Below are 15001 nucleotides of genomic sequence, written 5' to 3'. Positions count from 1 at the left end.
TGGCCGGGTTCCGGGTTGATATCCCGGAACCCGTGTGCCATTTGACCGATATAATGTTTGAAAATATGGCTTTGGCCGCGCCCGACGCGGGCAGTGGTAACGATTGGGTAACCATCCCATGCGCAAATGGCGCGTGTATCCCGCCCACCGATTTGCCACATAACCCGGCAGCGGCTGGCGGTACTCGACATTCACCGCTTGCGCCGAAACGAATCGCTTTCGTGAAATCGCGCCATCGGCCATACCGGCCGGCGCGAAATCCGGAACCGGTCCGTCCGGCGCGGATTCTATTGGCAGTTTGACCTCATTCGGGCCGATCGGCCCAAACGGGTGGAAGTATGGATCAGAAGCTCACCAATTTCCTGTCCGGCCCAAACGCTCCCTTCATCGAAGAACTCTATGCCAAATACCTCGCCGACCCGCTGTCGGTGGACGGTTCCTGGCAAGGCTTCTTCGAGGATCTGAAGGAAGAAGCGCAGACGGCCTTGAAGGACATCAAGGGTGCCAGCTGGGCGCCGCGCGACCGCTCGATCGAGATCGGCCGCAATGGTGCCGGGAATGGCGCGGCTTATGCCTATGCCGATGGCGAGACCGCGAGCGCCGGCCGGTCGATGGGCACGGTCACCGCCGCCGATCAGCGCCTGGCCGCGCGGGACAGCCTGCGCGCCATCATGCTGGTCCGCGTCTACCGCGTGCGCGGCCATCTCGAGGCCAATCTCGACCCGCTGGAATTGAAGCCGCGGCCCAAACAGCCCGAACTCGATTACCGCACCCATGGTTTCACCGATGCCGATCTCGACCGCGAGATCTTCCTCGACGGCGCCATGGGCTTCGAGACGGCGACCCTGCGCCAGCTCATGCATGCGCTCCGCCAGACCTATTGCGGGTCGATCGGCGTCGAATACATGCATATCCAGGACAACGATCAGCGGAAATGGCTGCAGCAGCGGATGGAAGGCAGCCGCAACCACCGCGATTTCACCGATCGCGGCAAGCGGGCCATTCTCGAGCGCCTCACCGAAGCCGAGATGTTCGAGAAGTTCCTCGACAAGAAATATACCGGCACCAAGCGCTTCGGCCTCGATGGCGGCGAGACCACGATTCCGGCGCTGGAACAGGTCATCAAGCGCGGCAGCCAGCTGGGCCTCAAGGAAGTCGTCATCGGCATGGCGCATCGCGGGCGCCTCTCGATGCTGGCCAATTTCATGAACAAGCCCTATGCCGCGATCTTCAGCGAATTCCAGGGCAATCCCTCCAATCCCGAGGACGTGCAGGGTTCGGCCGACGTCAAATATCATCTCGGCACCTCGTCCGACCGCGAATTCGACGGTCGCGTCGTGCATCTCTCCCTGACCGCCAATCCGTCGCATCTGGAATGCGTCAACACGGTCGTTCTCGGCAAGGTCCGCGCCAAGCAGGACCAGCGCAAGGACAAGAACCGCGAACAGGTGATGGGCCTGCTGCTGCATGGCGACGCCGCCTTCGCCGGCCAGGGCCTGGTGCCGGAGTGCCTCGAGCTCAGCCAGCTCTTCGATTACGAAGTGGGCGGCACGATCCATTTCATCATCAACAACCAGATCGGCTTCACCACCAGCCCGACCGCCTCGCGCTCCGGCCCCTATTGCTCGGATATCGCCAAGGCGATTCAGGCGCCGATCTTCCACGTCAATGCCGACGATCCCGAAGCCGTGCTGCATGTGGCCCGGACCGCGATGGATTTCCGGCACGAATTCAATCACGACGTGATCATCGATCTGTTCTGCTATCGCCGCTTTGGCCACAATGAAAGCGACGAGCCGGCCTTCACCCAGCCGCAAATGTACAAGAAGATCGCGACGCATCCGACCACGCGCCAGATCTATGCCCAGCAATTGGTCGACGAGGGTACGCTCACGCAAGAAGACGTCGACGGCATCATGAATGCCTTCCAGGCACGGCTGGAAACGGAATTCGAAGCCTCGACCTCCTACAAGCCCAACAAGGCGGATTGGCTGGAAGGTGCCTGGGCGGGCCTTGCCATCGCCTCGGGCGACGAGCGCCGCGGCGACACCGCCGTCGCCGAGGACAAGCTGCAACTGGTGGGGCGCGCGCTGACCACCGTCCCGGGCACGTTCAACTTGAACCGCAAGATCGCCCGGCAGCTCACCCAGAAGGAAGAGATGTTCAAGACCGGCGCCGGCATCGATTGGGCGACCGGCGAAGCGCTCGCTTTCGGGACCCTGCTGGATGAGGGCTTCGGCGTCCGCCTCTCGGGTCAGGATTGCAAGCGCGGCACCTTCAGTCAGCGTCACGCGGTCTTCACCGATCAGGAGACGGAAGAGGAATACGTCCCCCTCAACCATATCCGCGAGGGCCAGGCCTTTTTCGAGGTCATCAATTCGCCGCTTTCCGAAGCCGGCGTGCTGGGCTTCGATTACGGCTACAGCCTTGCCGAGCCGAAATCGCTGGTGTTGTGGGAAGCGCAATTCGGCGATTTCGCCAATGGCGCCCAGGTCATCATCGACCAGTTCATCTCGTCGGGCGAATCGAAATGGCTGCGCATGTCGGGCCTGGTCATGCTCCTGCCCCATGGCTATGAGGGCCAGGGGCCAGAGCATTCATCGGCCAGGCTCGAACGTTATCTGCAGCTTTGCGCCGAAGACAACATGCAGGTGGCGAACCTCACCACCCCGGCCAATTATTATCACGCGCTGCGCCGCCAGTTGCACCGCAACTTCCGCAAGCCGCTCATCCTGATGACGCCGAAATCGCTGCTGCGGCACAAGCTCGCGGTCTCGAAGCTCAGCGAATTCGGTCCCGACACGACCTTCCACCGCCTGCTCTGGGACGACAATGCCAAGCTGGTCGACAAGAAGATCAAGCGTGTCGTGCTGTGCTCGGGCAAGGTCTATTTCGACCTCTTCGAAGAGCGCGAGAAGCGCGGCCTCGACGACGTCTACATCATGCGCGTCGAGCAGCTTTATCCCTTCCCGGACAAGGCGCTGGCGAGCGAGTTGCAGCGTTTCCCGGGCGCCGAGGTGATCTGGTGCCAGGAGGAGCCCAAGAACATGGGTTCCTGGTTCTTCGTGGCACCCGAGATCGACAATGTGCTGGAAACGCTGAACGCCAAGCAGCGCCGTGTCCGCTATGTCGGCCGGCCGGGCGCCGCGTCACCGGCCACGGGTCTTTACAAGCGTCACATCAAGGAACAAGCCAAGCTGGTGGACGAGGCGCTCAGCCTCGGCTGAGATCCGTCAACCCGCCTGGCATAACGACAAGGCATCTGGAGGTAGAAGATGACAACCCCGATCACGGTTCCCGCTCTGGGCGAATCGGTCACCGAGGCGACGGTCGCCAAATGGATGAAGAATGTTGGCGACCCCGTGAAGAAGGACGAGGCGCTGGTCGAGCTGGAAACCGACAAGGTGACCCAAGAGGTCTATGCGACCGCCGCCGGCACGCTGGGCGAGATCATCGCCCCCGCCGGCACCACGGTCGCGGTCGGAACCGTCATCGGCAATATCGCGGCAGGTGGTGCCGCGGCAGCGCCGGCTGCGAAACCCGCAGCGGCAGCAGCCGCGCCGGCTCCCGCCGTGCAGCAGGCCGTAGCTGAAAGCGGCAATGGCGAAGACCGCCTCGCCCCGGCCGTGCGCAAGCTCATTGAAGAGAACAACCTTAACGCGGCCAGCATCCCGGCTTCCGGCAAGGATGGGCGCCTCACCAAGGGCGATGTCCTCGATTTCCTGGAAAAGAAGAAATCGGCCCCCGCCGCGACACCTGCCGCCCCGGTATCTGCGCCCCCCGCCGCCCCGGCCGTGCCGCATGTCCCGCGCGCCTTGGGCGAGCGTGAAGAGCGTGTGCCGATGTCGCGCCTTCGTAAGCGCATCGCCGAACGGCTGAAGCAGGCGCAGAACAATGCCGCCATGCTCACCACCTTCAACGAAGTCGACATGACCGCCGTCATGAGCTTGCGCGAGAAGTACAAGGACGGCTTCGAGAAGAAGCACAAAGTGAAGCTGGGCTTCATGTCCTTCTTCGTGAAGGCAGCCTTGCAGGCCCTGAAGGAAATTCCCGCGGTCAATGCCGAGATCGACGGCGGCGACATCATCTACAAGAACCACTACGACATCGGCGTCGCGGTCGGTACCGAGCAGGGCCTGGTCGTGCCCGTGGTGCGCGATGTCGATGCCATGAGCTTTGCCGAGATCGAGGCGAAGATTGCGGAACTCGGCCGCAAGGCGCGCGACGGCAAGCTCGCCATCGAAGAGCTGACCGGCGGCACCTTCACCATCTCGAATGGCGGCACCTACGGATCGCTGATGTCGACGCCGATCATCAACCCGCCGCAATCGGGTATTCTCGGCATGCACAAGATCCAGCAGCGGCCGATGGTGGTCGACGGCAAAATCGAGATCCGGCCAATGATGTATCTGGCCCTTTCCTATGACCACCGCATCATCGACGGCCGCGAGGCGGTCACCTTCCTGGTGCGCCTCAAGGAGAGCCTCGAGGATCCGCAGCGTCTGCTGATCGAGCTCTGAGCTGATGGCCCAAGCTGCGAAGAAGAAGGCCGGCCTGAAAAAAAATGGCCTGAAAAAAACCGGCCTGAAGAAACCTCGGGCGGCGAAAAAGGCGGATGCGGCATCGCGGCGGCCGATGGCGAAGGCCCCTGTGAAAACAGAGGCCAAGCCAAAGCGCCTGCCCTATTACAACCAGAGCACGGGCTTCACCTGCGGGGCCGCCTCGCTGCTGATGGCGATGAAGTCGCTCGACAAGGCCACACCCTTCGACCGGCTCCATGAATTGCAGGTCTGGCGCGAGGCCAATACCGTGTTCATGGGCAAGGGCCATCCCGGCTCCTCGCCCTATGGCATTGCCTTGGCCGCCTGGCGGCGCGGCTTTCACGCCGAGATCTGGCTGTCGCACAAGGGGCCGGTCCTGGCCTATTACCAGAATAATCCCGATTGGCTGAAGGCCGGCAAGCTGGTGCAGGAAGCCGACGAGAAGATGGTGCGCGATCTCGGCATGCCGATGACGCGGCGGAAATGGGATGTGGCCGATCTCGCCGAGGCCCGCCGGCAGGGTGCCGTGCCGATCGTGCTGGTGAATACCCGCGCCTTTCACGGCGACAATACCCCGCATTGGGTGGTCTTCACCGGGAGCGATGCGGAGAACGTCTATATCAACGACCCCTGGATCTCGCGCAACAAGGGGCAGACGGCGAAATCGCAGACCGGCCGTCCGGCGAGCCACAAGGTTTTCATGAACATGGCCAAATGTGGTCCCCGCGAGGAACGCGCCGTGGTGCTGATCCGCGGGCCGCAGGTCTAAATCAGATTTTCTGGATGGAGTGAGAGTGATGGCCGAAGAATCTTTCGACGTCTTGTTCATCGGCGGCGGCCCCGGCGGCTATATCGGCGCCATCAAGGCGGCGCAATTGGGGCTGAAGACTGGCTGCGTCGAGAAGCGCGATGCCCTGGGCGGCGTCTGCCTCAATATCGGCTGCATCCCATCGAAGGCCCTGCTCTCTTCCTCCGAGAAGTTCGAAGAGGCCGCCCATCATCTCGGCGCCCACGGCGTCAAGGTGAGCGGCGTCAGCCTGGATCTGAAAACCATGATGGCTCGCAAGGACAAGGTCGTCACCGACCTCACCAAGGGCATCGAGTTCCTGTTCAAAAAGAACAAGGTCACGCATCTGAAGGGCACCGGCAAATTGCTGGGCGGCGGCAAGGTCGAGATCACCGGCGCCGATGGCGCCAAGCAGGTGGTCGCAGCCAAGAACATCGTCATCGCCACCGGTTCGGATTCGACACCGCTGCCCGGCCTCGCCATCGACGAGAAGAAGATCGTCACCTCGACCGGTGCGCTCGCCCTCGAGAAGGTGCCGGAGCATATGGTCGTCATCGGCGGCGGCGTCATCGGCCTGGAACTGGGCTCGGTCTGGCGGCGCCTCGGCGCCAAGGTGACCGTGATCGAGTTTCTCGACCGCATCGTCCCCGCCATGGACGGCGAATTGGGCGGCATGTTCCAGAAGATCCTCACCAAGCAGGGCATGGAATTCCGCCTCGGCCAGAAAGTGACGGCGGCCAAATCGAAGGGCGCCAAGATCGATCTCACCGTCGAGCCCGCCAAGGGCGGTGCGGCGGAAACCGTCAGCGCCGATGTCGTGCTGGTGTCGATCGGCCGGCGCCCCTATACCGAGGGCCTCGGCCTGGAGAAGGCCGGCGTCGCCCTCGACGAAAAGGGCCGCGTCAAGACCGACGGCCATTTCGCCACCAATGTGCAGGGTATCTATGCGATCGGCGACGTCATCGCCGGCCCGATGCTGGCCCACAAGGCGGAAGAAGAAGGCTTTGCGCTGGCCGAGATACTGGCCGGGCAGAAGGGCCATGTGAATTACGAGACCTGCCCCAGCATCGTCTACACCGCTCCCGAATTCGCCGGGGTCGGCAAGACCGAGGAAGAGCTGAAGGCCGCCGGCGTGCAATACAAAGTCGGCAAGTTCCCCTTCATGGCCAATGGCCGCGCCAAGGCGGCGGGCGAAACCGACGGCACCGTGAAGATCCTGGCCGATGCCAAGAGCGACCGCGTGCTGGGCGCCCATATCCTGGGGCCGGGCGCCGGGACCCTCATTCAGGAAATCGTGACGGCGATGGAATTCCAGGCCTCGGCCGAGGATGTCGCCCGCACTTTCCACGGCCATCCGACGCATAACGAGGCGGTCAAGGAAGCGGCGATCGCCGTCACCGGCAAGACGCTGAGCATGTGAGGGCTGCCGCTCAGTCGAGCGGCAGATACATCCAGTCGAGATCGCCAACGAGCTGGCCGCCGATGCTGCGATAGAAATCGGCGGCGAGTTTGTTCGGCTTGTAGACGGCCCAGAGCAATTGCCGCGCGCCACGCCGGCGTGCCAGTTCCGCAGCCTCGGCCATCAGCGCCTTGCCAACACCGCGCCCGCGCGCCTGCTCATTCACCCAGAGATCGATCACGATTTCGATGCGGATGCCGCGGTCGACATCGTAATTGGGCGACATCAACAGATAACCGAGCGCCGCGCCGTCATCCTCGGCAATGAGGCCGTGAAAGGCGGGGTTGGCGCCGAAACCGTCGACGAGATAGCGCTCGGTGGTGAAGTTATGCGTCCAGGAATCGCCGAGCTCTTGGAGATAAGCGCCGAATTCCAGCACCATCTTCTGGACGGCATCGACATCGGCCGCCGTCAAGACGCGGATCGACGTCATGGGAGGGCGGAGATATGCATGCCCGGCCGCTGCCGGCGGGGCGGCGCCAAAAGTCCGGTTGTATGGCCCTGCCCGCTGAAGATGTCGTGGGAGAGAAGATCGGTTTCCGCCTGCCAGGCAGCGACAATGTTGCAAGGCGGCGTCATGTCATTGCCCTGACAGAGGAAGGGCGCACCCGCTGCTTCATCAATGCCGACGACCTTGCCCGGCAAAGGCCGCAAGGCAAGGCCCGCGGGGGCTTGCGTGAGCGCCATGATATTCATGTCCGGTATTCCCAGGAGCGACATCACCAGAGCCGGGAGACGGTACATCGGCACCTGGCCCAGCGGCAACGGACCGTTGCGCCCGTCGATCACCAGAAGCGGCGTCGCGGTGCCGCGGAGTTGCGCAGCCGGATCGGTCTGATGTTTGAGCCCACCCAAGAATCCCGATTCAGCGTAACCGGCGAAATTCTGGCCCAGGATCGGCAAGTGATCGCCGAAGACGATGATGAGGGAATCCGGATCGTCGCGGCGCCAGGCCTCGATCCGGTCCATCATGTCGCGCGACTTCCAATGCACCACGCTGACATAGCGTGCGAGATCCTCGATCTCGGTCTCGGTCTCGAAGGCCTCTGGACGCTTCTCGTCGAGATCGTAGAGCCAGTGGCCGTAATAGGTGACGGTATAATCGAAGACCGGCCGGGGATCAGTTGAAGCCGCCAGCTTCTCGGCCACCTGGCGGTGGAGCGAGGCATCCGAGAGGAAGATCGAGGTCATGTCGTCGAGGACGAAGTCCTCGATCGACCAGAAGGCCTCGAAGCCGAGCCGATCATAGCTCGCCTGCCGATTCCAGAAACCCGGCGTGTTGGGATGGGAGGCGACACTGCGATAGCCGTATTTTGCCAACAGCCGCGGCAGGCAGGGAAGATCATCGTTGAGCGGCTGCTCGAACCGCACGGCCCCTTGCGCCAGCGGGAAGCCGCACAGGACCTCGAACTCGGCATTGGCGGTCTGGCCGCCGAAGGCCGGCGACAAGGCCGTCGAGCGCCCGGCCTCGCCCCAGAGCGCCAGGAAGCGCGGATCGAGCGGCGATTTTTCCAGGCCGGTCGCGGTAAGCGGCGCAGGATCCCAGAAGCTTTCCTCCAGCACGATATGGACATTGCGCGGCGCTGCCACCGGCCAGCCGCCCGATTGCGCCGTCCCATCGCGGCGGGCGAGCACCGCCGCGATGGCCGCACGATCGGGTGCTGGCCGCGAGATGGCCGCCACGCGCAAGAGCTCCTGCGCCATATGGACCGTGCCGCCGCGCCAGACGTAATTCTCGCGCTGGTCCCAGGGCTTGTCGCCCCAGATCGCGTCCATCCAGTGAACGAGCGGCGAGGACCCGGCACCGGCACTGACCGGCAGGACGATGAAGGCCGACAAGGCAGCCCGGCGCCCGCGCCCAGCAAGGCGCAGATTGCCGATGAAGAGCAGCAGCATGAGCAGCAAGGGAATGCCGGCAACCACCCAGCCCAAGGGTCCCATCAAGCGGATGAAGGCTTCGAGGCTGTAGATGTCCTCGGGCATCAAGGGACGGCCCAGGATCGCGATCTTGGCGGCGCTGCCGAGATAGAGCATCGCCACCAGCAGAACCTGCAGCAGCAGGAAGGGCCAGAGGCGGCGCGCGACGGCGAAGAGCAGGACCGAGAGCGCCGTGAAGAGAGCCAGATCCGCCGGCACACGCGCCGGCACGATCGCCACGTTGAAGAGCACGCTCTGAAGGATATAGGCCAAGCCATAAAGACCGGCACTGGTCAGAACCGGCAGCAGCCAGAGCCAGCCCGCGCGCCGCGCCTTCATTGGATGGCGGCCGTGACCGGATGCCGATAACGCGGCAGCAAGCCGAGAACATGCGCATCGCCATCGAAAAGGTCATGGGCGATCAGCTTCACATCGCTGAGCCAATCGGCAGCGGCGACGCAATTCCCCTGGCGCTCGCCCGGCTTGCACAGGAAAGGGGCGCCGTTTTCGTCGAGGCCGAGCAGAGTGTCCGGCACCGGGCGAAGTGTGAGAGCACCGGGCGGCGGCATCAACGAAGCGATCGCGGGACCGGGAATGCCCAGCCGCGTGCGCACCAATTCGTTGAGGCGGTAGAGCGGCTGGCGGCCCAATTGCAGGGGGCCGTTCTGCCCATCGATGACGATGAGCGGCGTCTCGCGCGACCGGAGATACATGTCGGCCGGGAAATCGCCCCAGCCACCCTTGAAGAAGCCGTTATTCTTGTAGCCGCCCCAATTGTAACCGAGATTGGGCAGGTGATCGCCGAAGGCGACGATGAGCGCATCGGGATCGGCGCGGCGCAGGCGCTCGATCTCGTCCATAAGCTCGATCGATTTGTAATGCATTGCGGTGGCGAATTGGCCGAGTTCGGTCTGCTCAGGATCGATCGGCACCACGGCGGGGCGTTCCGGCACCATCTCATAGGTCCAGTGGCCATAGAGCGTCACGACGAAATTGAGCACCGGCTTGCCGCTGTCATCGGCCGCGATCTTTTCGGCGATCTGGCGATAGAGGGAGCGGTCGGAGAGCATCCAGGCGATCATCTCGTCGGAGGCGAAATCCGGCTTCGACCAGAAATCATCGAAGCCCAGACGCGGATAGGCGCCGGCACGGTTCCAAAAACCGGCATCGTTGGGATGCGAGGCGATAGTGCGGTAGCCGGCATCGCGCAGTTGCGCGGGAAGGCAGGGCGCTTCATTGAAGCCGAGTTCGTATTTCACCGCCCAGCTATCGATCGGGAAGCCGCACAGAACTTCGAACTCGGCATTGGCGGTGCCGCCGCTAAAAGTGGGCGAGAGTGCCGTCGAACGGCCGGTCTCGTCCCACAGTGCATAGAAGCGGGGATCGAGGATCGGCTTTTCGGGATCCAGCAAGGGTGTCGGGTCCCAGAAGCTTTCCAGCAGCAGGACATGGACGTTGCGCGGGCGCGGCGCCGGAAAGGCCACCGGTATTGCCTCGATCGGCGCGGCATCCACCGCGCGGGAGCCGGCGGTGCTTTGCAGCCGGTCGAGAGCCGCGCTTACCTCGTCTTCGCTGGGCGGCGGCTGGATCAGGGCATAGGCGCGCAGCGTTTCACGGAGGATGTGCAAGGTGGGGCCGCGATCGGTGAAATTCACCCGCTGGTCCCAGGCGGCATTGCCGAGAAGGTTGTCGGCGAGACGCACCGCCTGCGGCGCCACCGCACCCGCAGCCAGAGGCGCCAGGCAGAGAATGGCGAGGGCGGCGAGCGCCCGCCGGTCGCGGAAGCGGAGATTGCCGAGCAGCAGAAAAGCGGTGAGGGCCAAGGGCAGCGCCACAATGAGCCAGCCCATCGGCCCCATGATCCGCACCAGGGCGACGACGCTATAGGCGTCTTCCGGCATGATCGGCCGGCCCAGCAAAGCGATCTTGGCAGCAGAACCGACCAGGAACACGCCGATGAGCAAGGCCAGCAGCCCAAAACAGACCCAGGCGCGACGCGCGCAGGCGAAAAGCAGCAAAGCGAGCAAATTGAAGACGGCGAGGTCCAGCGCCACGGCCCAGGGTTTCAGGGCGACGCCGAAGGCCAAGGCGGCCACAAGGACACCCAGGAGATAGACCAGGCTTGCCGCCAGCAAGGGCCACCACCGGCGCCCGCAAGAGCCCATCAACCATGTCAGAAAACGCGCCATCGCCTGCCGATCACCGTTATCCAGATAGGTCCGGTCATTTCCCCCCGGCGCCCGGACGCATTTCTATCCGAACTTAACAAAAGAGTCATGGATTGGTGCCGGCACTTGCAACAAATCGGCGTGATCGCCCCCTCCCCCAGGCGCCCGTGACATCGCCCTTTCGCGGAACTGTCAGGGAACCGTCACCCATCGGATCGTAAGATGCGCCACCCTTGAACCGACCCGCGGGCCGCAGGCCGGTCCCCGCCGCTTTTTTTGAGAAAATCGATGCTTGTTCAGTCCAGACCCGTTGCCGCGATCGCGTCCGGCGCACCGGGCCTCGTGCGCTCCTTCACCTTGTGGCTGCTGCTGGTCCCCTTGGCGCTGGGGGCCTTCGTTCTGGGGGAAGTGATCCACATCGATGTCGTCGATCTGGTCAACGCCGTGGTCTATGCGGCTTCGGCCTGGGTGGCGCTGGCGCTAGCGCGGCTTGCGACACCCGGCTTCCTGGACCGTGCCTTGTGGGCGGCCTGGGCCTTGTTCTGCGCCTTCTTCGTCGCCTCGGAACTGGGCGGCGATCTCATCGAACAGGCGGAACTCGGCTGGTCGCCGATCTGGGCCGGCGATGCGCTGTGCTGGGCGCTCACCGGCGGCTTTATCGGCCTTCTCTTCTGGCGCCGGCCGCAGGCGCATGTGGGGATCGCGCCGGTCATGCTCTTCGCCGTCCTCGGCTTCGGCCTCCACAGCCTGGGCTTGGCCATCGATATCGCAGAGGTGCCGCTGCGCAGCCGGCTGGGCATGGACGCGCCGAGCTTCGATAACATCACAGATCTCGTCGAATTCGCCTGTCTGCAACTTTATCTGCTGGCTTTTATCGTTCTCGCCGCCGAACTGAGCGGCCAGCATGCCCTGCGCCAGCAGATCGAGGCGGCCGAAACCGCGACGGGCCACGCCGCCACCATCCGCGCGGCCCATCTCGCTTTTGCCACGGCGACGCTGATGTCGCGGCGCTTCAGCCCGCGCCGCCGGCAACAGGCGGTACTTGCCCTGGGTGCCAGTTCCGGCATCGGCGGCTGGCTGGGCGCCATCGCCTTCACCCGCCGAATGGGCGGGTTCGTCCGCGCGCAGAGCGGCAAATCCCTGATCCGGCAATTCACCGAGCAACTGACGTTGATGCACCGGCAGCGCCTGGCGCCCAAATATTATTACATGTTCGAATTGTGGCAGCCGGCACAGGCGCGTCTGGCCGCGCATTATCTGCAGCGCGGCGAGACCAAGGGTGCCGCCTACAAGGTGCTGCGCCGCGCCCATACGGCAGGGTCGAAAGAAGAGCAGCGTCTGAGCGACAAACTCGATTTCCACAACCGCTGCCGCGCGCTGGGCCTGCCCGCCGTGCCGATCTATTTCGCCGCGGGCGAGGGCCGGCCGGAATCAGATTTCGCGGCCGAAACCCGTCTCCCCGCAACCGATCTTTTCATCAAACCGCGCAAGGGTTGCGGCGGCAATGGCGCCAGCCGCTGGCGCTTCGAGGTCGCGCCGGTCACGGGTTATCGGGGCAAGGACAATGTGCTGCGCAGCCCCGACGAGATGCGCCGGGAAATCATCGATCGGTCGCGCCGACGCCCGCTCATCGTGCAGCCGGCACTGGTCAATCACCCCAATCTCGCCGATCTCAATTGCGGCGCGCTGGCCACGGTCAGGATCGTCACCTGCCGCAACGAGGCGGGCGGCTTCGAAGTCACCTGCGCCGCATTCCGCATGCCACGTTCGACAAATTCGGTGGTCGACAATTTCCATGCCGGCGGCATCGCCGCCGCGATCGATATCGCCACCGGCCGCTTGGGCGCCGCCACCGATATGGGCCTCAATCCGCGGACCGCCTGGTTCGAGCGGCACCCGGTCACCAATGCCGCGATCCGCGGCCGGATCCTGCCCGATTGGGACAAGGTGATGGCGGTCGCGCAAAGGGCCCATGCCCATTTCGACGATTTCACCATCATCGGCTGGGATATTGCGATCCTGGCGGACGGTCCCTGCATCATCGAAGCCAATGGCGCGCCGGATCTCGATATCATCCAGCGCACGGCCCGGCAGCCGCTCGGTGACGAACGGCTGGGCCAGCTGATGGCCTGGCACCTGAAACGGCGCCTGCGCGCGGAATTGCTGGTCGAGAACGGCTGACGATTCCGGCGCAGGGGCTTATCCGCGGCCGTGTTTCAGGAGACGCAGGCGCAGGGCGTTCAGCTTGATGAAGCCCTGGGCATCGCGCTGGTCATAGGCCCCGGCATCGTCCTCGAAAGTGACGTGCTTCAGGCTGTAGAGCGATTTGGGTGAGCGGCGGCCGGCGACGATGGTGTTGCCCTTGTAGAGCTTCAGCCGCACTTCGCCCTCGACATGCTCCTGGCTCTTGTCGATGAGAGCCTGCAGCATCTCGCGCTCGGGCGCGAACCAGAAGCCGTTATAGATAAGCTCGGCATAACGCGGCATGATCTCGTCCTTGAGATGCGCTGCGCCCCGGTCCAGCGTGATGCTTTCGATGCCGCGATGGGCGGCGTAAAGGATCGTGCCGCCGGGCGTTTCATAAACACCGCGTGACTTCATGCCGACGAAGCGGTTTTCGACCAGATCGAGGCGGCCGATGCCGTTGGCTTTGCCGAGTTCATTCAGCTTGGTGAGCAGGCTGGCCGGCGACATCTTCTGCCCGTCGATCGAGACCGCATCGCCCTTCTCGAATCCAATCGTAATGTAGGTCGCCTTGTCCGGCGCGTCCTCGGGCGAGATGGTGCGCTGATAGACCATCTCCTCCGGCTCAACCCAGGGATCTTCCAGCACTTTTCCTTCGGAGGAGGAATGCAGCAGATTGGCATCGACCGAGAAAGGCGCTTCGCCGCGCTTGTCCTTGGCGACCGGGATCTGGTGCTTCTCGGCATATTCAATCAGCCTGGTGCGCGAGGTGAGGTCCCATTCGCGCCAGGGTGCGATCACCTTGATGTCCGGATTGAGGCCGTAATAGCTGAGCTCGAATCGGACCTGGTCGTTGCCCTTGCCGGTGGCGCCGTGGGCGACTGCATCGGCGCCGGTCTTCCTGGCGATCTCGATCTGGCGCTTGGCGATGAGCGGGCGGGCGATCGAGGTGCCGAGCAGATACTGGCCCTCGTAAAGCGCGTTGGCGCGGAACATCGGAAAGACGAAATCCTTCACGAATTCCTCGCGCAGATCCTCGATGAAGATCTCCTTGATACCGAGCATCTCGGCCTTCTTGCGCGCCGGCTCCAGCTCTTCGCCCTGACCCAGATCGGCGGTGAAGGTGACCACCTCGCATCGATAGGTTTCCTGCAGCCATTTCAGGATGACCGAGGTATCGAGGCCGCCGGAATAGGCGAGCACCACCTTCTTGATATCGCGCGACATGGGAACCCTCTTGGATGGGAAAAGCGGCCGGAACCTAGGGGAAATGGGGATAGGTGGCAAGGGCGCCACATGTCTCAGGCAGTCCCCCCATCAGGGCCGGCCGTTGAGAGCCCGTGTCGCCGCCTGATATTCGAAGACATGGGTGGCTCCCGTCGCCAATGCCGCCCGGAAGCCCGCCAGCGCCGCCGCGGCATCGCCGGCCATATCGGCGGCACGACCGATATGGTAATGCGCGGCACACAGCGCCTCGGCCCGAACCACCGCCGGTTGTGCATTAGCCAGCGCCAGCAGATCCGCAGGCGAGATGTCGTCGAGATAAAGCAGGCCAAGGCCCTTCGGCCAGGGCGGCAAGGTCGCGCCGTCGAGATAGGCGCGCAGCGCTGCCGCATCCGGCATGTCCAATGTGGCCGCGCTCACATGGCGCCAGAGCTGCGCACCGAAATGGCGCGGCTCGCGCGCGGTCACGAGCGTGAAATCCGCCAGCGCCGCCGCGTGATCCCCGTCCAGTTCGGCGCCAAGGCCCCGCATGAACAAGGCCGTGAGGTTTTCCGGCTGCGCCGCCAATACCTCGCTGCACGCCGCGCGCTCGAAAGCCAGGCAAGCCGCAAAGCGCGGATGCTGGGGCGCGGCTTCCTGCGCGGCCAGATTCGGCGCGGCTGGCAGGGTCGCTAGGAACAAAATCAAAGACCGCCGGATGAATTTTAACATGTACGGGATT

At 63.9% G+C, this 15001-nt stretch carries 10 protein-coding genes; 5 read left to right on the top strand and 5 right to left on the bottom strand.

Translation table 11 applies throughout. From position 1 onward, the window contains the following. The first annotated feature begins 338 nt into the window (after positions 1 to 338). The 4 genes from ACE3PR_RS07950 to lpdA are packed head-to-tail and all read left to right on the top strand — an operon-like array spanning position 339 to position 6748. Entirely contained in the window at positions 339 to 3227 is a 2889-nt protein-coding gene (locus ACE3PR_RS07950; RefSeq protein ID WP_374370216.1) for a 2-oxoglutarate dehydrogenase E1 component, read from the top strand. 48 nt (positions 3228 to 3275) lie between these two features. Then, positions 3276 to 4520 (top strand): 2-oxoglutarate dehydrogenase complex dihydrolipoyllysine-residue succinyltransferase, encoded by a 1245-nt coding sequence (gene odhB / locus ACE3PR_RS07945; RefSeq protein WP_374370213.1) that lies wholly within the window; start codon positions 3276 to 3278, stop codon positions 4518 to 4520. Between the two features lie 4 nt (positions 4521 to 4524). Then, the gene (locus tag ACE3PR_RS07940) at positions 4525 to 5310 is read left to right on the top strand and encodes a peptidase C39 family protein (protein ID WP_374370210.1); all 786 of its coding nucleotides are present in this window, start codon (positions 4525 to 4527) and stop codon (positions 5308 to 5310) included. 28 nt (positions 5311 to 5338) lie between these two features. Continuing rightward, positions 5339 to 6748 carry a dihydrolipoyl dehydrogenase gene (gene lpdA / locus ACE3PR_RS07935; RefSeq protein ID WP_374370207.1) on the top strand — a complete coding sequence of 470 codons (1410 nt, stop codon included), beginning with the start codon at positions 5339 to 5341 and terminating at the stop codon, positions 6746 to 6748. 10 nt (positions 6749 to 6758) lie between these two features. Here lpdA and ACE3PR_RS07930 read toward each other — a convergent pair whose 3' ends face one another. From ACE3PR_RS07930 to ACE3PR_RS07920, 3 genes are read right to left on the bottom strand one after another with little or no spacing between them, the layout of a single operon-like run. Then, positions 6759 to 7220 carry an N-acetyltransferase family protein gene (locus ACE3PR_RS07930; RefSeq protein WP_374370204.1) on the bottom strand — a complete coding sequence of 154 codons (462 nt, stop codon included), beginning with the start codon at positions 7218 to 7220 and terminating at the stop codon, positions 6759 to 6761. Further along, on the bottom strand, positions 7217 to 9043 hold the full coding sequence (locus ACE3PR_RS07925; protein ID WP_374370201.1) for an LTA synthase family protein: 1827 nt from the start codon (positions 9041 to 9043) through the stop codon (positions 7217 to 7219). The genes ACE3PR_RS07930 and ACE3PR_RS07925 overlap by 4 nt, the downstream gene beginning before the upstream one ends. After that, positions 9040 to 10839, bottom strand: coding sequence for an LTA synthase family protein (locus tag ACE3PR_RS07920; protein WP_374370198.1), 1800 nt, complete (start codon positions 10837 to 10839; stop codon positions 9040 to 9042). Before ACE3PR_RS07920 ends, ACE3PR_RS07925 begins: the two co-directional genes overlap by 4 nt. 321 nt (positions 10840 to 11160) lie before the next feature. Between ACE3PR_RS07920 and ACE3PR_RS07915 the strand changes: the two genes are divergently transcribed. Then, positions 11161 to 13053 (top strand): sugar-transfer associated ATP-grasp domain-containing protein, encoded by a 1893-nt coding sequence (locus tag ACE3PR_RS07915; RefSeq protein ID WP_374370195.1) that lies wholly within the window; start codon positions 11161 to 11163, stop codon positions 13051 to 13053. Between the two features lie 18 nt (positions 13054 to 13071). Here ACE3PR_RS07915 and ACE3PR_RS07910 read toward each other — a convergent pair whose 3' ends face one another. Next, entirely contained in the window at positions 13072 to 14283 is a 1212-nt protein-coding gene (locus ACE3PR_RS07910) for an argininosuccinate synthase (protein ID WP_374370192.1), read from the bottom strand. A gap of 90 nt (positions 14284 to 14373) precedes the next feature. Continuing rightward, positions 14374 to 14991, bottom strand: coding sequence for a hypothetical protein (locus ACE3PR_RS07905; protein ID WP_374370189.1), 618 nt, complete (start codon positions 14989 to 14991; stop codon positions 14374 to 14376). Positions 14992 to 15001: the final 10 nt, after the last annotated feature.

The organism is Dongia sp. (genome assembly GCF_041909655.1).
Classification (GTDB): Bacteria; Pseudomonadota; Alphaproteobacteria; order Dongiales; family Dongiaceae; genus Dongia.
Note: the sequence above shows the minus strand (reverse complement) of the source record. Positions and strands in the feature narration are given on the sequence as shown.